Raw genomic sequence first — 19,970 nt, 5'->3', positions numbered from 1 at the left:
TCGCGATTACGCCCGTTTATTTTTCTCAGCGGTTTGATCGAGACTCGCCTTCAGCGCCTCCATCAAATCGACCACTTTGTGCGGTTTGACGTCAGGCGCTTCCCGGATTTCTTCACCTTTTGCCTTCTTCTCAATGACGTCTAGTAAGGACTGGCGATACTCATCTGCGTATTTTTCCGGGTCAAACGGTGTCACGAGCTGCTCGATCAGCTGTTGGGCCATGTTCAACTCCTTCTCTGGCAGAGCTCCCTCTTTCGGCAAGTCGGGAATGTTGTCAACAGCCCTCACTTCGTCCGGATAGAAAATCGTCTCCAGGACGAGGGCTTTGTCGAAGACGCGCACTGCAGCCAACGACTGTTTGGAGCGGAGCGTAAACTGGGCGATGCCGATTTTGTGTGTGTCGTACATGGCCTGCCGCAGTAAGGAATACGCTCGTTCACCGGTATCCTGGGGAGACAGGTAATACGATTTATTGAAGTAAACGGGATCGATCTCCGCTAAATCCACAAAGTCGAGGATGTCAATCGATTTTTCGGCTTCAGGTTTAGCGGCCTCGATTTCTTCGTCTGTCAATACGACAAAACGGCCTTCCTCCAATTCGTACCCTTTCACAATGTCGTCTCGGTCCACTTCTTGTTCACAGTTGGGGCATGTCCGCTGATAGCGGATCGGCGTGTGACATTTCGCGTGCAATTGGCGAAATTTGACACTTTTTTCTTCCGTCGCCGTAAACATGCGAACTGGTATGTTGACGAGGCCGAAGCGAATCGACCCTTTCCAAACAGTGTGCACCCCTGTTACCTCCCGTCATTTGATTGTTGCTGCTGGTACAGACGCAGACAGTTTTTGGACGCTTCCCTGTCCCCGGTCAAGTAATGGCAAATCCCTTCAAATAACAGCGTTTCATGTAAGAGACCATCGCATTCGCGGGCTTTGTGGAAATGGTCGACCGCTTCTTTCCACTTTTGTTCTGCCATACACAAATGGGCCAACTGATAGTGCGCCGCTCCTTGCACGCGCACTTCCTCCGCTGTTAACAATGGGGTTAACGTCTTCCTGGCTTGCTCGAAATCGCCGCTCACTCGGTACACGTTTCCGTGGGCGAGGGACCATAGCGGGGATTGGTGCATCACGGAAGATACGTGTCGGTTGACCCGCGCCTTCTCCTCCGGCGTGCCCACGTGGTGGATAATCCACCAGTAAGAAAATAGGATGTTCGCATCGTCCCGCTTTAAAGTCAACGCCTTTTTTAGCCAAACGACCGCCAGGGGATGGCGGTCTTTTTTCCAAATATTCCACGCAACACCGTGGTACCCTTCTGCCCACTCCGGATGGTTGGTCACACAGTACAAGTTCCACTTCAGCGCTTCGTCCAGCTGCTGTTGCCGCTCGTAACTGTCGGCAATTTCAGAGATAATCCACGGCTTTCGTGACATTTCGTACGCTTGTTTGCGCCAGTGCGTCCCTTGATCGTGATCTCCCAGTGCCGTATAGCAGTGGGCTAAATACACCATACTCTCCCAATCGTCTCCATTGAGCGCAATCGCTTGCTCAAAACACGGGATGGCGAATTGGACTGAACCGAGGCGGTAGTGGCAAGCTCCTAAATTAAACAGCGTGTCACTGTTTTCTACGTCCATTTCCAGCGCTCGGGAAAAATGCCGGACCGCTTTCACATCTTTTTTTTGCCTGACAAAAAGACAACCGAGCATATGGTGGCAAAATCGCAGGAACTCGGGGTGGGGAGCTGTCTCCAACACAAGTTGGAACTCTGTCTCCGCTCGTTCCCACTGTTCCTGCTGGAAATACGTCAACGCGAGGTAGAGGCGAGCGAGGACAAAGTCGGGTTCGTCGTCTACCACCTGGAGGAATTGAGACATGGCGTCCGAAAACATCCACAAGTTGTAATACCCCTGTCCGATGCGGAATTGCTGCATCGCCCGTTCGTCGACCCAAAATTTTAAGGATTCGTCTGATTGTAAGTCCGGACCAGCTTCTCCGACCTCCTTGTTATCAGGTTGCACAGCAGGCGGGAAAAACGCCGTAGAAGTGTCGTTCTGACCGGCCAGTTCTGGGTATTTTTCGATCACGTCGCGAAATCGCTCCTGTAACAACAGCCACGCGTCCAGCCAGCCGTCACTCACATCTTGTAAGTGACGAAACCGATCGGCCAATTCCCGTTGAACTTCCGTGGAACAGCGGGGATAGATCGATTCAATTTGGGCGAGGGCTTCTTCCATCCAATCAAACTCGTCGTACGTCACGACACGTCACTTCCGTTTATTGAATATTAGAGCCGGTGCCCTCTAGTGTGAGCTGTGAACGTGCTTTTTATGTTATGTCTTTTGACCGGCCGGTTCCGTTGACATCATTTGCACGATGCGGTTATGTTCGTCCAGAACGGCTACTCTCGGAACGTGGTCCCGCACTTCTTCTTCGTCCATCAGCCCGTACGCGATAATGATGACACGGTCCCCAGGTTGCACTAACCGGGCAGCAGCTCCGTTTAAACAAACAGTGCCGCTTCCCCTTTCTCCCGGAATGACGTACGTCTCCAGCCGAGCGCCGTTGTGGATGTTGACGATTTGCACCCTCTCGTTGGGCAAAATACCGACCTGTTCCAGTAGATAAGCGTCAATTGTGACGCTGCCGACGTAATGTAGATTCGCTTCTGTGACCGTCGCTTTGTGCAGTTTCGCCGTCATCATCGTACGCAACATCGGTAGGCGTCTCTCCTCCTTGGAACAAAATATTGTCAATCAAACGCGTCTTACCGAACTTCACCGCGACAGCGATCACGTACGTTTTATTCCCTATGTCACGGACGCGTTCCAGATCGGGGAACGTCCGCATTTCTACGTAGTCGATGTCGGCTAGTGGTTGTGTTTCGATTATATCCCGGACGCCGTCTTCCACCTGTTGTGGGGTGTGCCATTCCCTCTTCGCCAGCTTTTCTTTTGCCGTCTTAAGGGCCTGGAACAAAACAGTTGCTTGTCGGCGTTCTTCTTCGCTCAAGTAGACATTGCGCGAGCTCATGGCCAAACCGTCGGGTTCCCGTACAGTCGGACAGGGGACGATGTTTACCGGTATGTTTAGATCGTCCACCATGCGCTGGATGACGGCCACTTGCTGAACATCTTTGAGACCGAAATACGCCCTGTGCGGCTGGACGATGTGAAACAGCTTCGTGACGACTGTCGCGACTCCGTCGAAATGGCCGGGTCTGGAGGCGCCACACATCCCTTCCGTCACATTGGACACGCGGACGGTCGTAAAGGGCGGTTTCGGGTACATTTCTTCTGTGTCAGGGGCAAACAAAAGGTCGGCTCCTGCCTTTTCGGCCTGGGCTTTATCCCGATTGAGATCGCGGGGGTACGTATCAAAATCTTCCCGGGGGCCGAATTGCAGCGGATTGACGAACACTGAGACGACGACACAGTCGCACTCGCGCCTTGCCGTTTCTATCAAACTCAAGTGCCCGTCGTGCAAATAGCCCATCGTCGGCACCAGGCCGATGACCGCCCTCTTTTCGTCCGGGAGTGACCGGCGCAACGCGCGGATGGTTGTCACGACTTTCATCGCTTTGTGCCTCCGTAAACCGCACTTTTTCCGTGAAAGACGTGTTGTTCTTGTGGAAAGCGGCGATTTTTCACATCGCGTACGTATTCCGCTAACCCGCTCAGAACGGTCTCCCCGGCGTCGGCGTACGTTTTCACAAAAGATGGTCGAAATCCGTTCACACTGAATTGGACGACGTCGTGAAAGACGAGTACTTGCCCGTCGCACTGGCGGCCTGACCCGATGCCGATCGTCGGCACTGGAACGGACTCGCTGATCGTTTGTGCCGCTTCTTCGGTCACACATTCCAGTACGAAGGCGAAAGCTCCGGCTTCTGTCAACGCCTCGGCGTCGTCCACCAGCTCGCGCACGGATTGCTCTGTCTTTCCTTGGATGCGGTAACCTGTCTGATGAACAGCTTGCGGTTTCAAGCCGATGTGCCCCATGACCGGGATGCCAGCCTCGACACACGCTTTAACTGTGGGGGCGAGATCCCGGCCGCCTTCCATTTTCACAGCTGAGGCGCCGCCCTCTTGCATCAAACGGCCGGCCGCCTGTAAGGCGTCCCTTACCCCAAGACGGTAGGTGAGAAACGGGAGGTCGGCCACGAGCAGCGGACGGGAAATTCCCCGCCGCACCGCCCGGGTGTGATGTACCATGTCCTCCAGGGTGACGGGAACAGTCGACTCGTATCCTAACACCACCATACCGAGGGAATCGCCCACAAGGACGACGTCCACACCGCTCGCTTCGGCCAGTTGGCCGGTCGGGTAATCGTATGCGGTGAGCATCGCAATTGGCTCCCGTTCCCGTTTCATTTTTTGCAGTCTGGCGACAGTGACTCGATCTTTACGTTCACTCACAGACGCTCCTCCTTCATCAATATTGGATATTTAAGGAAAATGCAGTGAAGGAGCATAAAAAATGCCTTCCACAGCCTGAAAAAGGCGTGAGAAGGCACGACTGATCCTGGGAATCCCGCATGTTTTCTGTCTCTTTCCGCAAGGATAAGAGCAGAGAGCGGATCAAGTGTTCTTGAAAAGAGGAAATCGTGCCGTTCCTTCCGGATACAGCCGCTCCTTCACGTTCAGTATACCACAATGTTTATCGTGAGAGGTCCATGTCTGCAGAATAAATGCGTTCAGTGCCCGACGGCGTCTTCAATACCAACGCGCCGCTCTGGTCGAGGCCAATCGCTTCCCCCGACTTCGTCCCGTCAGATGTGCGGACCGTCACCTGTTTCCCCAGCATAAAGGCATAACTCTCCCACAGCGTACGAATAGGTGAAAACCCTTTTTCCTCGTACAGCGACATGAGATTTTCAATCTCAGTGCAACAGGAGGCGACAATCTGGGCTCTGCGCAACGGTTTTTTTGTGACCTCGCCGAGGGAGACGGCCGTCTCCCGTACCGGTTGGGGCAAATGTTTCACCGAGGCTGGATGGACGTTAATCCCAATTCCGGCCACACAGTAGTGAACCCGGTCCGCTTCTGCCCGCACTTCGGTCAAAATCCCGCACACTTTCCGACCGGCAATAAATAAATCGTTGGGCCACTTGATGGAGACATCGATCCCCGTTTCAGTGTGGAGAGCTCGTGTGACGGCAACAGAAAATAGCAAGGTGAGATGGGGCGTCGCGATGAGCGGAATGTTTGGCTTTAAGATGAAACTCATCCAAATTCCGCTTCCCGGCGGAGAATGCCACGTTCTGCCCATCCGCCCCTTTCCCCCCGTTTGCTCGTCTGCAATCACGAGGGATCCGTGATTAGCTCCTTGTCGCGCCCATTCGTGGGCCAAATGCTGCGTCGATGCCGTCGATTTGACATAGCGAATCGTTTTCCCAATCTGTTTTGCCCCGTTAAAACAGTGTATTTCTTCCGGAATCACGACGTCGGGGCGTTCTCTCAAGCGGTAGCCCTTACGAGGCTTTGCGTCAAACACGTAGCCGATGCTACGCAACTCGTGAATTTGCTTCCAGACGGCAGTGCGCGTACATCCGAGCGTGCGGCTGATCTCTTCCCCGGAAAGATACGAATCTGCATTCGTAAACAGTTGCAACACTGCTTCACGGAGCGTGCGGTCCATGTAATCTCCACTCCTTTTCCAAGCGCGACGGATGGTTGATCACTTCCCCGGACACGACTTTGTCGAGCAAAGTGTCGAGCACGCGCCCAATCCACGGCCCCGGTTCGCGCCCGGATATTTGCATCAGAGCCCTTCCGTCGAGTGCGAGCTGTGACGGGTCATCTAAGGGCATCTCCCAGTCGGCGTGTCTGAAGCGGCGACGCCACAACTGTTCTTCGCGGCGCGACAACCGGCCGAAACGGTACGCCAGGCGGACGATGCGCAAAGAGCGCTTCAACCCGTGGGCGAACACTGTGCGCCGCACTTCGGCGTTGCTCATCAACCCGTTCGACCACTTTTCCCCTTCCCTCCACAAGAGCGACAGCTCACGGGTCCACTTGCGCGGCAATTTCAGTTCGCGGCATACACGTTGTGCCTCACTTGACTTGACGCCGCACAAGCGCAAAAACAAAATCCAGCGCAAATAAACATCCGTTTCAGCCTCCAGCGACGCTAGCTGGTTCCGCGGAGGGGATGCAGGAAAACGATTGAGGAAGAGCGCAGCGATCTCCTCGATCAAGCAAGCTGACCACAACAGGCGGAGCGCGCGTCCCGGCTCAACAGCGGACAAAATTTTGTGCAGCTCACCGGTGATTCGCTCCACAGCCAACTTGGCGAGCCCCTTCCTTTCTGCTTTTATCGCGTCAATTGTCGCTGGAGAGACGTCAAACCCGAGTTGTGCCGCAAAACGGGCAGCCCGCAGCATCCTGAGGGCGTCTTCGCGAAAGCGTTCCCGTGGGTCCCCTACACAGCGTATGACTTTGCGCTGCAGGTCTTTTTGCCCGTCAAACGGATCTGTCACAACCCCGCGGGAGTCAACCGCCATGGCGTTAATCGTAAAGTCCCGCCGGGCGAGATCATCGGTTACATCCGCTGCAAATTGAACGAAATCGGGATGCCGAGCATCTCCGTACGGTCCTTCCCGGCGGAAGGTCGTCACTTCGAATGTATAGCGTCCAGTGACGACCGTGACCGTTCCGTACTTCAAACCGGTGGCCACCGTCCGGGGAAACAGGCGTTGCACTTCAGCCGGAGTGGCGGAAGTGGCGATGTCGACATCGTGGACGGGACGCCCGAGCATGGCATCCCGGACAGAGCCGCCGACGACGTACGCTTGATAGCCCGCTCCCTCCAGTTCCTCGACCAGCCGAAACGCTTCGCGAAACAGCGGCGCACTTTGGTCGAACATCCTGTCACCTGGCGACGACATGGTCGTACACGGCCTCGTATTCTGCGACTATTTTTTGGGCGGCAAACCGCGTGTGTGCCCGCTCGATGCACTGTTTCCGAAACTGGTCGAACAAGTCCCGATCGGTTAACAGTTTCAAGGCGTTGGCCGCCATGTCGTCCGTGTTCCCCACATCGGACAAAAAGCCGGTCACACCGTGTTCAACGACCTCAGGTAAACCGCCGACATTGGATGCCACCGTGGGGACGCCGCACGCCATCGCCTCCAGGGCGACCAACCCGAAACTCTCCTTTTCCGAAGGGAGTAGCAAAACGTCGGCGAGGGAAATGATTTGGGCCACTTCGTCCTGTTTGCCCAGAAACATGACGCGGTCCTCTAAGCCCAACTGGTTGACCTGTTGGCGAACTTCAGACCACTCAGGCCCTTCCCCGACGAGGAGGAGTTTGGCGGGGATGTGGGACTGGACTGCGTGAAAGACTTTCACGACGTCGTCGACGCGCTTTACTTTACGAAAATTGGAGATGTGCAACAATATTTTCTCGGTGTCACTCGCGTACTCGGATCGCAAGCGATCCACATGCCTCGGGTAGTACACGCGGGGGTCGACAAAATTGTACACCCGTGTAATAGGGCGGTTGATATGGAATAGTCGGCGCGTCTCCCCAATCAAACTGTCGGACACAGCCGTGACCGCATCACTCGATTCGATTCCGAGGCGAATGGCTTTGTGCAGCGAACGGTCGTACCCGAGTACGGTAATGTCGGTCCCGTGTAGTGTGGTGACGACTTTAAGGGAATCGCCGACCATCTGTTTGGCCAAGAGCGCACACACTGCGTGCGGAACAGCGTAGTGGACGTGCAACAGATCGAGTTTTTTCTGCTCCGCGACTTCGGCCATTTTGCTCGCCAGACTGAGGTCGTACGGCGGGTATTGAAACAGCGGGTAAACGTTAACTTCAACTTCATGGTAGCAAATGTTGCGGTAAAATTTGCCCAGGCGAAACGGCATGTTGTATGTAATGAAGTGAACTTCGTGCCCTTTTTCAGCCAGCAATTTTCCCAGTTCGGTGGCAACGACGCCGGAACCGCCGTGGGTCGGATAACACGTGATGCCAATACGGTACATATAAGGGACACCTCACCTTCTTCAACCGTTCGTGCGCAACATGAGACAGACATGACAATTATGTCGTGCGACGCACAGTTTCGCGCCAGGCCAGCTCTCCTCTTTCCATCGCCTTCAGCAAAATTTCGGCTGTCGCCAAGTTTGTTGCGAGGGGGATTTCTTGAACATCGCACAGGCGCAGGAGCGCGATGATGTCCGGTTCGTGAGGTTGCGCCGTCAGGGGATCGCGGAAAAAAATGACGCAGTCCAGCTGATTCGTTGCCACGAGCGCCCCAATTTGTTGGTCTCCGCCTAGTGGACCGGAACACATCAGGTGAACGTTGAGTCCTGTCGCTTCCATGATTCTTTTTCCAGTCGTCCCTGTGGCGTATAAGACGTGGTTTTTCAACAGGCCCCGATACGCCGTCGCAAAGTGAACCATGTCGTCCTTCTTGCGGTCGTGGGCGATAAATGCGATGTGCATGTCCGCTTCTCCTCCGTTAATCAAGCAAATGTTCGAGCCCGTAGACGAGCCGATCCAAATGCATCACTTTTTTTACAGCCAAGTTGATGCCAGGCATAAACGATTCCCGGTTAATGGAATCGTGGCGGATCGTGAGTGTTTGACCAGGTCCGCCGAACAGCACTTGCTGGTGGGCAACCAATCCGGGGAGCCTCACGCTGTGGAGGCGAAAGCCGTCGGTGTAAGCCCCCCTTGCCCCTTCCAACAGTTCCGTTTCCTCCGGGTGTCCCTGCTTGAGTTCAGGGCGGCTTTCGGCTATGAGTTCTGCCGTTTTGACGGCCGTCCCAGACGGTGCGTCCAGCTTTTGGTCGTGGTGCATTTCAACAATTTCCACATGGGGCAAATACTTGGCTGCTTCCTTCGCAAATTGCATCATGAGCACGGCCCAATGGCGAAGTTGGGCGCGATGACACCGCCTACTTTCCGCTCTTGGGCCAGCTCGTCCAATTGCGCAATGTCCTCCTTCGTCCAGCCTGACGTCCCGACGACTGGGCGGACGCCTGCTTCTAACGCCAGGCGAACGTGGCGTTTTGCCGCTGTCGGTTCAGTCAAGTCGACGAGCACATCCGGGCGGTCGCCGAACAGGACGTCTTCGATTGAATTGCTAAATGTGACACCAATGGATCCGATCCCGATGACTTCCCCTACGTCGTCGCCGTTCAAGACGCGGTCAATTCCCCGTACGAATGTAAACAGTGGTTCGTTCATCACCATCTTGACGGCTTCCCGTCCCATACGTCCTTTTGCCCCGGCGATGGCTACACGAATTTCACTCATTTTGTGATCCCTTCCTCGTCCATCTTTCCGCATCTCTCGTCCGAAATTTGTTCATGACCGTTTTAAACGCGTCTTCCAGATCAATATTTAACGAATTGGCGAAACACACTAACACAAACAAAATGTCTCCCATCTCTGTGCTCATCTGTCGTTCCGCTTCTTCCGCCTTTTTTGGCTTTTCCCCGTAGCGGTGGTTCACTTCACGGGCGAGTTCTCCCACTTCTTCCGACAGACGCGCCAACATGGCCAGGGGAGAAAAGTAACCTTCTTCAAATTGGCTGATATAGCGGTGGACTTCTCGTTGAATTTCTTTCATCGTCATCCCATTTTCCACTGCCCGACCTCCGTTGTGCACGACGGCGATTTTACGTAAACTAAATGTACGTTTAATGTTACATCAACCGATCAGAGCGGTGCAACTCGTTTGTTGTTTGAATAGCGAAAGAGGGGAGTCCGACATGCGACAACACATTCAAAATGTGACCATGATTTTGCTCGGTGCGCTCATTTGCGCTTTCGGCGTCAATTATTTTACCATCCCCAACCAGTTAGCAGAAGGAGGGTTGACGGGTGTGGCGTTGATCCTCAAGTATACGTTCGACCTCTCCCCGGCCTTGACGACGCTCGCCCTCAACATTCCGCTGTTTATCATCGGCTGGCGGGAACTGGGACGCACGTCTATGGTGTACACCATTATCGGAACGACCGCTTTTTCCTTGTTTTTATGGGTGACGGAGGACATAGGCACCCCAGTCGACGGCGATATGCTGCTCGCTGCCCTGTACGCCGGAGTGTCCGTTGGGCTTGGTCTGGGCATTATCTTTCGCTTTGGGGGAACGACCGGAGGAGCGGACATCGTCGTGAGACTGGCGAACAAATACTTCGGATGGAGTATGGGCCGGGCGATGTTCACGATCGACTTAGCCGTCATATTGTCTTCTGCCTACATTATCGGAAGGGAAAAGGCGATGTACACAGTTGTGGCAGTATTTATAGGCGGGCGGGTCATCGATTTCGTGCAGGAAGGTGCATACGCCGCCAAAGCGGCGTTTATCATTTCCAATCTATCGGCGGAGATTTCTTCGAAAATGATGGACGACATGAACCGCGGCACGACCCTTCTGAAAGGGAAAGGCGGTTATACGGGACGGGACAAAGACGTCTTGTACTGCGTCGTGCACCGAAACGAAATTACCAGATTAAAAAAAGTCGTCCACAGTGTGGACCCGTATGCTTTCGTCGTCATTAGCGATGTGCACGACGTCCTTGGAGAAGGCTTCTCGTTTACCGAAGAGGAGAAGCAGAAGATGTTCTTAGAAAAGCAGTCGAGAGAACGTCCGGCTAAAGGCGAATGACTTGTTCTCCTTGAGCTTTTCTCCAAACGACGTACGTTAACACCCCTCCGATTAAAACGGCTAACAGCCACGTCGTTAAGTGGATTGAATACTCTGGTAGCTGGCCGACAGCCAAAACTTCCGCATCCGTCCCGTAAAATAACGGTGGAATCAATTTTTCCCATTGTTCGACGGCTTGTTGCAGCTGCTGACGGTTGACCGTGACGTCGTGAATTTGTTCTCCCATATACGTAAACAGCGCATCCACGCGTTCGATCACTTCCGGTGTACGGGAGACGTACAGTGCCGGTTGAATCAAGTGGTAATGGGCGTACAGGCGGTCAAGGGACTGTTGAATTTCAGTTTTATCTTCCGTCGGTACGGCGTCTTTTAACTGTGAGACATCTTGTTTCAAAGTGCTGTAGTAACGGTGCCATAACGGTTGCTCGCGGTTTTCTAATGCATCGAAGCCCAACCTGACCCGTATCCCGTGCATTAGAATTTCGTGCCCATCGGGATTGGCCTTCGTCAGGGCGCGCTTGGCTTGAATCAAGGCATCAGACAAAGCGTGAAGCCCTTCAACTGACAAATCGGTGTCTTTCCAGTTGTGCCTGCTGAACGTATGGGTCAGCTTCCACAGCGTATTTCGCGCCTCAGTCCAGTCTTCTGTTTTCGTCAACGTGTAAAATTCCTCTGACAGCTGCACCATCGACTCCAGGGAATCCTGGGCAGACACATGCGGCACGTTTCCGATCACGATCATGGCGGCGGCCATAAAACAGACAGCTTTTCTGAGCATAGGACGACCCCCTTGATCCCATTGTATGGACAAGAAGGCCGAATTAGACCAATTTCTTGTCGAACGCCGTGAGGGGCGCTGTCTTTCAAACGTTGTTACATCAGGAGACCCTTTCACCGATTGACTGCTGTTTTCTCCCAGGTTTGAAGACGAGCCAGGCGGCTAACGTAATCGAAAGAACACTGAGGGTCAATGTGTAAGCGCCGACGATGTGATCGTACTCTGCAATGGACGAAGGCAGCCACGGATGAAGGTCGAAGACGTAATCCACAGCGTCATTCAACAGCGTCCAAGCGCCGACAATGACTAAATGTCTCACGCGGTATGTATAAAACCGACCGTAAAGCAGGGCTTGTACAGCCATCCCCCCGTGGGACGCCATTAACATCCAGTCCGTCCACTGCATGTAAGACAACGCGTTGCCGCCGTGGAGGACAGCGTTTTGCGCAGCTCCGGCCACAATCATCACGATCGCCCAGACACCGTATTTAAAAAGAGTGACAGCGGCAAAAGCTTCCAACAACGGTTGCGACCGCCTGGCCAAAAACAGAGCGAGAACGATTGTAAAGGCGGCACTTGCCGTCGGACTGTCGGGCACAAATATGTTCCACCAACTGCCGACTTCGATGAGTTGATTCTTGTACCAGTAAAAGCCGTACATGCTTCCAAAGAAATTAATGAAAAACAGTGACCACAGCATCCACCTTTGCCCAAGTTGACGCAAAAACCATTGCCATGTTGTGCGCAAACTTACCCCTCCGTCTGACTGCCCGACTGATTGAAAAACTGACCGTTATGTCACGGTCAGTTTTTACGTGAAGCGCAGTGAACTCTATTCTGTTCCTTCACCGTTTTCGCCTTCTTCACCTTCGCCGCCTTCGGCTTTTTGTTGAGCCAGCCAAGCGACTAACGTTTCCTTATCGGCCGGGTCTAAGGCGTCGCCTTGCGGCGGCATTGCTCCCATCCCGTTGTCGATAATGTCGAGAATTTCTTCTTCACTGTACTTGTCACCGACCCCTAACAAGGCAGGGGCTGTCGCTCCTGAAAGGTCGCTAGCGTGACAGCCGACACAGGACGAGTTTTGATAAATCTCATACCCTTCGCTGTCTTCTCCGACGATGGCGATGTCGCCGCCGTCGCCGCCCTGTTGAGCGCCGCCTTGTGCCAGTTCGTTCTTGCTGTGCTCGTCAACGGCTGCCCAGGTGAGGTAGACGATGGCCACAATGGCAAGTAACATCGCCCCTGTTGCCACCGGACGCTTAGAAGGCCGCCTTTCCTTACCTCTGTCAAGCCACGGCGCCAAGAACAGGGCGCCAAACGCAATCCCGGGAATGACGACGGTCCCGATCGGCGTCAACGGTCCGGATGACCAATCGTACTTTAGCAACTGGTATAAAAACAAGAAGTACCAGTCTGGAAGCGGAACGTAACTCGTATTGGTCGGATCGGCGATATCTTCAAGCGGTGCTTCGTGGGCAAATACTAACGCCATAAAGCCAACTAAAACGACGACAGCGACCATCCATTCCCTCAACAGGAAGTCGGGAAAAAAAAGTTCGGTTTTACCCGGAAACTCAGAGTAGTCTTTCGGATATCGTTTGGGTCTGTCGGCCCTTACACGCGAGTCGCCGACATATCGAATTTTTTCCGGATCTTCATGAGAATGTGCCACTTTATGACTCCCCCTTTACCTTATAGTGGCCCAGAGATGCCTTGTCTGCGAATGAGGATAAAGTGGACAGCAAGCAAGCCCAACAGTGCAGCCGGCAGGAAGAAAACGTGAATGGCGAAAAAGCGCGTCAACGTTTCGGCCCCTACGACTGGCCCGCCTTGCAGAAACTGAGCAATATAAGGACCTAACACTGGGACGGAACCAGCGATCTCAATGCCGACCTTCGTGGCAAAGTACGCTTTGTTGTCCCACGGCAAAAGATATCCGGTAAAACCTAAACCTAACATCACGAAGAAAATAAGCATCCCGACGACCCAGTTTAATTCTCGCGGCTTTTTGTAAGCTCCCTGGAAAAAGACGCGCAACGTGTGCAAAAACAACATGACGATGACCACACTCGCACCCCAGTGGTGCATGCCCCGCACGATAGCTCCGAAAGCCAATTCGTGCTGTAAATACTCCATGCTGGCGTGAGCGTTCAAAATATCGGGCACGTAGTATAAGGCGAGAAACATTCCCGACAAAATTTGAATCAAGACAATGAAAAACGTCAAACCACCGAAGCAGTACACAAATGCTGAAAAGTGATGGGCAGGGTTGACGTGCTCTGGAACTTCATGATCCGCTAAGTCGCGCCACAACGGAGTGATGTCGACACGCTCGTCTATCCAGTCGTAAATTTTACGCAACATTATGATTCACCCTCCGGCTTTTCAGTGACGGGATTCGGTTGGAGTGGTCCCAGGTATACATCATTCCCCTCAATTTTCACCTCGTATTTTTGAAGCGGCTCTGGCGGTGGCGTGTTCGGAACGTTCAAACCGTTTTTGTAGTACAGCCCAAAGTGGCAAGGGCAGAAGAAGCGGTTTTCGTTGCCTCCACCTTCCCAGTTAACGGTACAGCCGAGGTGCGTACAAATCGGTGAAAGGGCGAGGATGTCCCCGTTTTCGTCTTTCATGATCCAGGCGGTCAACTTCTCCTCGGTTTCATACCACCCATCTTTAACCGGCTTTGTGAAGGGAACTTCTTTTGGTACGTCGTTGAACTCATCAACCGTTCCCACTTTGACGAATTCGCCTTCTTCCCCGTGCTTCAACACAGGGTCGACTGCCATGCGCACCATCGGAAACAAAATGCCCGACGCGAGGAAACCGCCCACACTGGCAAGCGAATACGTTAAAAATCGCCGACGGGACACGCGTTCAGGCTGCAAGCCATCCGAATTGTCGTCATTTGCTTGATTTTGGTTGTGCGACTGTTGTTCACTCATGACTCAACTGACCTCCCCTACGTCAAATATCACATGATGCCCGCTCGGACTTCTTTATAACACGCATATACTAGGACATTTACATCATAGGCGAGGGATTCCGCGGTGTCAAGGAACAGACGGTGACAACTTCAGTACAAAAAAGCGCCTCACTTTCTCGTAGAGTGCGCTCCCACGCGTGAAATCATACCTCTTCTTGCCATTGTCGTACAATTTGTTCACACAACTGTCGGATTTGCGCATCAGAATTATCGTCTCCTGAGACAGTGAGGGCCGTCCCCCAGTCGACTCCTGGTGTTGTTTCCAGTACGCGTTCTTCTACAACAAAAAAAAGGTGTCTGAACCCACCCTTCTCAGCCCGGCTTCGTATAGAGGAGACGTAAGATTGAAACCACGGTTCGTTTGAGAGGTAAGAAACAGGCGGCATTAGCATGACGCGACCCTTTAACTGCCGTTCGATTTCCGAAGCCACGTAAACTGTTCGGCTTGTTTGGCTAGACAAGTCTAATTTGTTTTCCGGTTTAATGTCGCAAACCGCCACCAACACAGTGTCGACATACGGAGCGGCTTTTTTCCAGTCTTGTTCGTCGAGCTTGTCCCAAATCATGCTGTTTCCCCTTTATCCGTGTTTGATGGTATATAAACAGAAGAACGTCGGCTGTACGGCCGCCGTCCACGTTGAGTGCCCAATTATTGGTTCACTTGTTTACTCGTCTTCCGAATCCACCTCTAACAATGCCTTCAATTCTTCTGTCAGTGTGAAAAATGTCTCTTCGTCACCTTTTGCTAACGCCTCGTCTATTTGTGAATACAATGTCTTTTTACGATATGCCCGCTGCGACTGTTCGAGGACGATCTCCGCCATTAAACTGAGCAGTGAATCTTGAACAACGTTCTGTTTGTCCATAGGATTCCCCTCCAATACAGCAGCGTATTCCGGACACGTCGACCGGTCTTTAAAAAACAGTCCGATATAAATATCTTCATGGGGATTGGCACGAATATCGTAGAACGCCTTCTCCACTTCCCGCGTCACGCGTTTGTGTTTATAAAATTTAAACGGTGCCATTTGTGTACACTTTGTCGACATTAGGATCACTTTCGGAAGGTTGTGAAAACTGTCAATGAAATGAACGCGTGCCAACAGCCGTTCATCGGATGCCAAAAAGGACAGCAACCAGGCAGATTCTTTGGCTTGCAACTCGTAATGTTCGAGGAACCAGTGAATAAACGACTTTTTCTCGGATGTGGTCACACATTCATTCATATTTATCCCTCCCTAGACGGACGGTTTACAATCTCTCTTATTATTATTTATTCAACGTACCTTCAGAATTCCCCTGCTGATTTCTAAAAAAATTTTGTTCACTGGCCGTTGTTGTATACTGGTCTTCTAGTTCACTCAAATCCCAGCCGGCGGAACGTTCGACCCACGCATTGCCGCTTTCCGTCATTTGGAGCGCGTCCTCTGCGTAACGTATGACACCGAGATGCGTCAACATCTTGAGCAGCAACTGGAAGACGGAATCTTTGTCCATGTAGTAATAGGGACTCAACCACTCATCGACAATGCTTTTAAGCCCGCGTAGACGGATCCAGTCGGAACGGGCAAGCAAGTATATCCACTTGACGATCAGCGGGAGGGCTGGAACGGGTTTGCGGTAAAGGCGAAGCCAAAAGTTGTACAAGTCTTCCGCTACCTTTTCACGGTTTTTGTCATTTCTGTCCAAAGGGGTCATTAATGACAGCAACGGACCGTTTTCCGCGATATGCTGACGGTAGTAAGCGTAATCGTAAAGAAGAGAAAAGCGGTCCGGGTATTGGTGATAACGGCGACCAAAGCCGAAGCGCCACTGTTTTTTGTCAATCGGTTTTTCCTGAATGAGCATCTGCCCTAAGATAGCCTGCAAGTCTCGACGGTAAATGGCGGATTCCGCTGTCAACCGTACGTCTTGTTTTCCGACGTAGTCGAGAAACGTTTTCAAATCCGACACTAAACACATTTGCTCATCTCGGTAAACCTGCGGTTCTTCTTGACACGCAACTTTCGGAATTATCTGGGATTTAAGCGCTTGAATGACGTATTTTCTCACGTCGCGGGGAACATGGAAAAGGGAACGGTCGCCCATCACCACACCTGGAAAGAGCACTCCCGCTTTTAAGGATTTCGCGACAAAGATCCGAGGGTTCCCGTCTTTTCCCTGTAAGGCTTGCCTCCCTTTGCCGAGCAACTCCTCCAAGTTGAACATTTCCCTCGAATCGAAAAAAAGCAGCTGCCAAAAACGCCTTTCTTCATGAGCCATCGTTTGAGTCCGTTCTCTCCACCATTGGGGGCGTTGCATGTTCGACAGCAGTGTTCGGATGAGGTCGTTTTTTGAGTGGGTTCTTGGCAAGGCGTAATGATCTGCAATGTCGTACAGTTGGCTGATGTCCGCGTAAGTGAGTAATTCAGGCAAGTTCATGGCGGGCGTCCTCCCAACTTTTACCTTCAGTATTGGAGGATTGCTGAAAATTTATGCGCGACGGCCCTTTGTCTTTACATATTCACAATCCGAGTATTTCGGCATGAGCACATATCGTGGGCTTAAAATCACTTTTTTATTTTTTTGGCTATTTTAATGAGACGGATCTTCTCCCTGAATGAGTACTTAAGATATATCTTAAGCGGTTTGTCTAATCGTCTGAGTGTCGGTTCCACCATCTGCAAAAATCACCTGACCTGTAATAAAACGGTTTTCACTACTCAACAAAAACGCAATCAAGCCTACTACAGATGTAACGGGTCCAGGAGATCCTAAAGGCTGGGGTAATGAGGTTGTCAATAATTTTCCGTGAGTGGACCAGCGTTTACGTACAGCTTCAGTATCAATTACACCCGGTGCTACCGCATTAAGAACGATCCCAGAACCTGCCCAGTCTAGATCGACTGACCATCTACGAACCGTTGAGTTAAGGGCTGCTTTCGTAGATCTATAAATTTTGCTGCCAAGACCAAAACGTTCAAGCCGATTAGCAATTGTAACCGCTTTTTCTTCATCCCCTCTTATACATGTTTTTATCAGGCTATTAGCCCCTTTATTTAAAGTAGATGAGGAAGTGACGATGACAGCCGAAGGATGATTGGATGACGCTAAAAGCGGTCTAAGCCCCTTGAGAACTTCGACAGTTCCAAAATAATTCAGCTTAACGGTTAGTGCTGATGCACTATCTATCCCAGCAACTAAAGCAATGCCGTCAATATGTCGTCCTGAGCTTTTTCGGATTTGATCAACAAATGTTTTCATCCCCTCAATGGTTGATCAGTCTGCACGAACATCAACTATGTCACCAATTCCACTCGTGATCACTGTAGCTTTTTTCTTCAGCCAGAATCAGCGCCTGTCACGACATATACTCTAGCCTTCTCGGACATCATTTTCCTCCATAACTTTGTTCGTAACGCTTCAAATAAATGATCGGAAGTTAGAGTGTTTTCTAAACGTTAATTTAAATCAAAGTTTACCTACATAGTGATTATTGAGGGCCACATGCGCATTATAAGCATCTTCCAATAAAAATACTTTATCAATGTGTACTTTTAAATGACCAGAACTGATCCAATGATTTAACCTTTCTTGCAGCTAACAACACATCGTCTTTCCGTCCGTCCACGATAGCGCCCACACTGAAGTTTCTTAGTTTCGCAACCCCATCGTCACCTGACGCTATCGCAAACACCCTGGCACCCATATTTTGTGCAAGTTGCACAGCCAAATGTCCAATTCCTCCACTGGCACCCAAAACTACAATTGATTCGCCTTTCTTAAGTCTTAACACATCTTCAAGCCCACGGAGCGAGCGCCGATCAGTCAAAGCACAAAAACACGAATAGAGAGGTATCTCCTATCGGCGTGTATGCCTATGATGGATTCTGGTACATCCCTGCCATAGATTTAAGTCGTGATGAAGTTAGAGTTTTCCGTTTGGACCGCATTCTCGAATTGAAAAACACAAAAAAAGCATAACCCCGGGATCAAGCTTGATAGCTGGCTAGAAAATCAAACAACACAAGAACCCGAAGACTCTATTCATTTGTCCGCGGAATTGACTCGAGAAGGTATGCGGAAATGTATTAGCCAGCCTTGGCTAGAACCGCATGTCATAAGCCAATGCCCTTTAATGATGAACCCCATATCGCCACACGTTTTCCATTAACGTCAGGTAGCTCTTTAATAAAATGGATGGCTGATAAAAAATTCTCCTGTTGTCCTGCAATACTTACAAGCTGCCTTGACTGGCCTCACCTTTCTCCTAGATGGCGGTAATCAAAGGTGAAGACATGGAAACCAGCCTGCGCAAAGGATGTCGCGACATCAATCATCTTTCTTTAAAACCCTTGCCATCATACCGCACTGCAAATTGTTATACCGACCGTCGGTATATTATGACTTTGTCACCTCCGGGGAAGTAGCCTAGAGAAATGTTCAATGTCTGGAAACCCTTTATATAATAGGCATTTGCAATCCTCTATTTTTCCGCCCTCGACATCAATGTGACGCATTCCACATGGGTCGAGAGGATAGAATGAATGTCACTTGAGTGTGTCCGTTCTCGGAAACATATCAATATACCTCATGGATTATTATTTTCACTCCTTGGTGTGGAGTTATTTTCAGATAGCATTATATCGCACTCCTTTGCTGTTTATGTTGCGGGTGTTTCAATTTTATCTTTTCTCTTTTTTGTTGGCCGATACAATCAGCATCATGGGACGGCGCATTTCATACTGCATCCCCGGAATATCCATCATGTTTTCCGGCGGCTGCGGCTCCACAATATGATTTATTATAAAACCATTTGAAAGCAGTGTATTTAGATATGTGGTCAGTGTTCTATGATATTTTGTAACCTTTTCTCCCAAAAACACAGCTGTCCGTTTGCCCTCATAATAATAATTATCCACCGGAAAATGCAGTATTTCTCCTTTTTCGTTATAATGCCAGTCTTGTGTTCCATAGGCAGTAAAAACAGGATGTTCAACCGTAAAAACTAGCTTACCACCAGACTTCAGTATTCTATATATCTTTTTTACTAAAATCTCATAATCTGCTACATAGTGAAACGCAAGTGAACTTAATATTACATCAAAACTCTCCTCTGGGAATTCCACATCTTCTATAGCACAGCATTTATATTCAACCTGTGGAAAATGTGTTTTTTCTTTGGCTACCTCGAGCATTTTATGAGAAATATCAACACCTACAACAGAAGAAGCTCCGTGTTCCATCGCATAAATACAGTGCCATCCATAGCCGCATCCTAAATCAAGCACACGCTTATCTTTAAAATCCGGCAGCAGCTTTCTCAATGTTTCCCATTCTCCTGCACCGGCTAGTCCCTGCTGTGAGCGACTCATTTGACTGTATTTTTGAAAAAATATATTATCATCATATTTGTTTTCTTTCATCTGAATTCCCCCTCGTTTAAAAAGTTATTTATCTCCGTGAATGAATTTCTATAAATTTATCCCCATTTAATTCATTATGAAATTTTATAAAATTTATCATTCCCGCATTCTTATTCCCATGAAACATATCTATTCTATCTCCACGACCCTAAGGATGTTATATGTTCTGTCCA

At 50.8% G+C, this 19,970-nt stretch carries 23 protein-coding genes and 2 pseudogenes; 2 read left to right on the top strand and 23 right to left on the bottom strand.

Annotated elements, in window-relative coordinates; genetic code table 11:
- Positions 1–6: 6 nt before the first annotated feature.
- The 11 genes and pseudogenes from ku to B0W44_RS14165 form a co-directional block, all read right to left on the bottom strand.
- On the bottom strand, positions 7–792 hold the full coding sequence (gene ku, locus B0W44_RS14215) for a non-homologous end joining protein Ku (RefSeq protein WP_077720601.1): 786 nt from the start codon (positions 790–792) through the stop codon (positions 7–9).
- 5 nt (positions 793–797) lie between these two features.
- Entirely contained in the window at positions 798–2,264 is a 1,467-nt protein-coding gene (locus B0W44_RS14210) for a tetratricopeptide repeat protein (RefSeq protein WP_077720600.1), read from the bottom strand.
- Between the two features lie 72 nt (positions 2,265–2,336).
- Positions 2,337–2,720, bottom strand: a complete 384-nt coding sequence (panD, locus tag B0W44_RS14205) for an aspartate 1-decarboxylase (RefSeq protein ID WP_077720599.1) — start codon at positions 2,718–2,720, stop codon at positions 2,337–2,339.
- A complete protein-coding gene (panC, locus tag B0W44_RS14200) occupies positions 2,635–3,579 on the bottom strand; it encodes a pantoate--beta-alanine ligase (RefSeq protein WP_077720598.1) in 945 nt (314 codons plus the stop codon). Before panC ends, panD begins: the two co-directional genes overlap by 86 nt.
- Positions 3,576–4,421 carry a 3-methyl-2-oxobutanoate hydroxymethyltransferase gene (gene panB / locus B0W44_RS14195; protein WP_077720597.1) on the bottom strand — a complete coding sequence of 282 codons (846 nt, stop codon included), beginning with the start codon at positions 4,419–4,421 and terminating at the stop codon, positions 3,576–3,578. The genes panC and panB overlap by 4 nt, the downstream gene beginning before the upstream one ends.
- Positions 4,422–4,662: 241 nt before the next feature.
- Positions 4,663–5,643: a biotin--[acetyl-CoA-carboxylase] ligase gene (locus B0W44_RS14190; protein ID WP_077720596.1), complete on the bottom strand. Its 981-nt coding sequence runs from the start codon at positions 5,641–5,643 to the stop codon at positions 4,663–4,665.
- A complete protein-coding gene (locus tag B0W44_RS14185) occupies positions 5,624–6,871 on the bottom strand; it encodes a CCA tRNA nucleotidyltransferase (RefSeq protein ID WP_169835594.1) in 1,248 nt (415 codons plus the stop codon). The genes B0W44_RS14190 and B0W44_RS14185 overlap by 20 nt, the downstream gene beginning before the upstream one ends.
- Before the next feature lie 4 nt (positions 6,872–6,875).
- Positions 6,876–7,997 carry an N-acetyl-alpha-D-glucosaminyl L-malate synthase BshA gene (gene bshA, locus B0W44_RS14180; protein ID WP_077720594.1) on the bottom strand — a complete coding sequence of 374 codons (1,122 nt, stop codon included), beginning with the start codon at positions 7,995–7,997 and terminating at the stop codon, positions 6,876–6,878.
- Between the two features lie 58 nt (positions 7,998–8,055).
- The gene (gene mgsA / locus B0W44_RS14175) at positions 8,056–8,460 is read right to left on the bottom strand and encodes a methylglyoxal synthase (RefSeq protein WP_077720593.1); all 405 of its coding nucleotides are present in this window, start codon (positions 8,458–8,460) and stop codon (positions 8,056–8,058) included.
- 16 nt (positions 8,461–8,476) lie between these two features.
- Positions 8,477–9,276, bottom strand: a pseudogene (gene dapB / locus B0W44_RS14170) (4-hydroxy-tetrahydrodipicolinate reductase).
- A complete protein-coding gene (locus tag B0W44_RS14165) occupies positions 9,269–9,598 on the bottom strand; it encodes a nucleotide pyrophosphohydrolase (RefSeq protein ID WP_077721418.1) in 330 nt (109 codons plus the stop codon). Before B0W44_RS14165 ends, dapB begins: the two are co-directional and overlap by 8 nt.
- A 136-nt stretch (positions 9,599–9,734) precedes the next feature.
- On the opposite strand from B0W44_RS14165, the gene B0W44_RS14160 reads away from it, so the two are divergent.
- A complete protein-coding gene (locus tag B0W44_RS14160; protein WP_077720592.1) occupies positions 9,735–10,631 on the top strand; it encodes a YitT family protein in 897 nt (298 codons plus the stop codon).
- On the opposite strand, the gene B0W44_RS14155 is transcribed toward B0W44_RS14160, so the two are convergent.
- The 11 genes from B0W44_RS14155 to B0W44_RS14110 form a co-directional block, all read right to left on the bottom strand.
- Positions 10,618–11,409 (bottom strand): sporulation protein YpjB, encoded by a 792-nt coding sequence (locus B0W44_RS14155; protein WP_077720591.1) that lies wholly within the window; start codon positions 11,407–11,409, stop codon positions 10,618–10,620. The genes B0W44_RS14160 and B0W44_RS14155 overlap by 14 nt on opposite strands.
- Before the next feature lie 100 nt (positions 11,410–11,509).
- Positions 11,510–12,157 (bottom strand): DUF1405 domain-containing protein, encoded by a 648-nt coding sequence (locus B0W44_RS14150; protein ID WP_149027030.1) that lies wholly within the window; start codon positions 12,155–12,157, stop codon positions 11,510–11,512.
- Positions 12,158–12,241: 84 nt separating this feature from the next.
- On the bottom strand, positions 12,242–13,081 hold the full coding sequence (locus B0W44_RS14145) for a menaquinol-cytochrome c reductase cytochrome b/c subunit (RefSeq protein WP_077720589.1): 840 nt from the start codon (positions 13,079–13,081) through the stop codon (positions 12,242–12,244).
- 20 nt (positions 13,082–13,101) lie between these two features.
- Positions 13,102–13,773 (bottom strand): menaquinol-cytochrome c reductase cytochrome b subunit, encoded by a 672-nt coding sequence (gene qcrB, locus B0W44_RS14140; protein WP_077720588.1) that lies wholly within the window; start codon positions 13,771–13,773, stop codon positions 13,102–13,104.
- Entirely contained in the window at positions 13,773–14,351 is a 579-nt protein-coding gene (locus tag B0W44_RS14135; RefSeq protein ID WP_077720587.1) for a QcrA and Rieske domain-containing protein, read from the bottom strand. The genes qcrB and B0W44_RS14135 overlap by 1 nt, the downstream gene beginning before the upstream one ends.
- A 184-nt stretch (positions 14,352–14,535) precedes the next feature.
- The gene (locus B0W44_RS14130; RefSeq protein WP_077720586.1) at positions 14,536–14,958 is read right to left on the bottom strand and encodes a DUF2487 family protein; all 423 of its coding nucleotides are present in this window, start codon (positions 14,956–14,958) and stop codon (positions 14,536–14,538) included.
- Between the two features lie 99 nt (positions 14,959–15,057).
- Entirely contained in the window at positions 15,058–15,618 is a 561-nt protein-coding gene (locus B0W44_RS14125) for a ReoY family proteolytic degradation factor (RefSeq protein WP_077720585.1), read from the bottom strand.
- Positions 15,619–15,661: 43 nt separating this feature from the next.
- Complete coding sequence (locus B0W44_RS14120; RefSeq protein WP_077720584.1) at positions 15,662–16,813, bottom strand: hypothetical protein; 1,152 nt, start codon at positions 16,811–16,813, stop codon at positions 15,662–15,664.
- A 198-nt stretch (positions 16,814–17,011) separates the two neighbouring features.
- On the bottom strand, positions 17,012–17,635 hold the full coding sequence (locus tag B0W44_RS14115; RefSeq protein ID WP_077720583.1) for an SDR family oxidoreductase: 624 nt from the start codon (positions 17,633–17,635) through the stop codon (positions 17,012–17,014).
- A gap of 207 nt (positions 17,636–17,842) precedes the next feature.
- Positions 17,843–17,920, bottom strand: a complete 78-nt coding sequence (locus B0W44_RS19265) for a hypothetical protein (RefSeq protein ID WP_418304103.1) — start codon at positions 17,918–17,920, stop codon at positions 17,843–17,845.
- Positions 17,916–18,104 (bottom strand): hypothetical protein, encoded by a 189-nt coding sequence (locus B0W44_RS14110; protein ID WP_149027029.1) that lies wholly within the window; start codon positions 18,102–18,104, stop codon positions 17,916–17,918. The genes B0W44_RS19265 and B0W44_RS14110 overlap by 5 nt, the downstream gene beginning before the upstream one ends.
- A 107-nt stretch (positions 18,105–18,211) precedes the next feature.
- On the opposite strand from B0W44_RS14110, the pseudogene B0W44_RS19260 reads away from it, so the two are divergent.
- Positions 18,212–18,355: pseudogene (locus tag B0W44_RS19260) on the top strand (WYL domain-containing protein); the annotation flags it as partial.
- A 701-nt stretch (positions 18,356–19,056) separates the two neighbouring features.
- Here B0W44_RS19260 and B0W44_RS14100 read toward each other — a convergent pair.
- Positions 19,057–19,797, bottom strand: coding sequence for a class I SAM-dependent methyltransferase (locus B0W44_RS14100; RefSeq protein ID WP_077720580.1), 741 nt, complete (start codon positions 19,795–19,797; stop codon positions 19,057–19,059).
- Between the last annotated feature and the right edge of the window lie 173 nt (positions 19,798–19,970).

It is taken from the genome of Novibacillus thermophilus, from assembly GCF_002005165.1.
Classification (GTDB): Bacteria; Bacillota; Bacilli; order Thermoactinomycetales; family Novibacillaceae; genus Novibacillus; species Novibacillus thermophilus.
This window is presented reverse-complemented; position numbering and strand designations above follow the sequence as displayed.

Bases quoted from the DNA above. Each gene is read 5' to 3' on its own strand.
- B0W44_RS14115 (WP_077720583.1), bottom strand. From the start codon at position 17,635: ATGAAAACATTTGTTGATCAAATCCGAAAAAGCTCAGGACGACATATT.
- panC (WP_077720598.1), bottom strand. From the start codon at position 3,579: ATGAAAGTCGTGACAACCATCCGCGCGTTGCGCCGGTCACTCCCGGAC.
- B0W44_RS14160 (WP_077720592.1), top strand. From the start codon at position 9,735: ATGCGACAACACATTCAAAATGTGACCATGATTTTGCTCGGTGCGCTC.
- B0W44_RS14120 (WP_077720584.1), bottom strand. From the start codon at position 16,813: ATGAACTTGCCTGAATTACTCACTTACGCGGACATCAGCCAACTGTAC.
- B0W44_RS14125 (WP_077720585.1), bottom strand. From the start codon at position 15,618: ATGAATGAATGTGTGACCACATCCGAGAAAAAGTCGTTTATTCACTGG.
- qcrB (WP_077720588.1), bottom strand. From the start codon at position 13,773: ATGTTGCGTAAAATTTACGACTGGATAGACGAGCGTGTCGACATCACT.
- B0W44_RS14165 (WP_077721418.1), bottom strand. From the start codon at position 9,598: ATGACGATGAAAGAAATTCAACGAGAAGTCCACCGCTATATCAGCCAA.
- B0W44_RS14100 (WP_077720580.1), bottom strand. From the start codon at position 19,797: ATGAAAGAAAACAAATATGATGATAATATATTTTTTCAAAAATACAGT.
- B0W44_RS14155 (WP_077720591.1), bottom strand. From the start codon at position 11,409: ATGCTCAGAAAAGCTGTCTGTTTTATGGCCGCCGCCATGATCGTGATC.
- B0W44_RS14130 (WP_077720586.1), bottom strand. From the start codon at position 14,958: ATGATTTGGGACAAGCTCGACGAACAAGACTGGAAAAAAGCCGCTCCG.
- B0W44_RS14190 (WP_077720596.1), bottom strand. From the start codon at position 5,643: ATGGACCGCACGCTCCGTGAAGCAGTGTTGCAACTGTTTACGAATGCA.
- mgsA (WP_077720593.1), bottom strand. From the start codon at position 8,460: ATGCACATCGCATTTATCGCCCACGACCGCAAGAAGGACGACATGGTT.
- panD (WP_077720599.1), bottom strand. From the start codon at position 2,720: ATGTTGCGTACGATGATGACGGCGAAACTGCACAAAGCGACGGTCACA.
- bshA (WP_077720594.1), bottom strand. From the start codon at position 7,997: ATGTACCGTATTGGCATCACGTGTTATCCGACCCACGGCGGTTCCGGC.
- B0W44_RS14185 (WP_169835594.1), bottom strand. From the start codon at position 6,871: ATGTTCGACCAAAGTGCGCCGCTGTTTCGCGAAGCGTTTCGGCTGGTC.
- B0W44_RS14135 (WP_077720587.1), bottom strand. From the start codon at position 14,351: ATGAGTGAACAACAGTCGCACAACCAAAATCAAGCAAATGACGACAAT.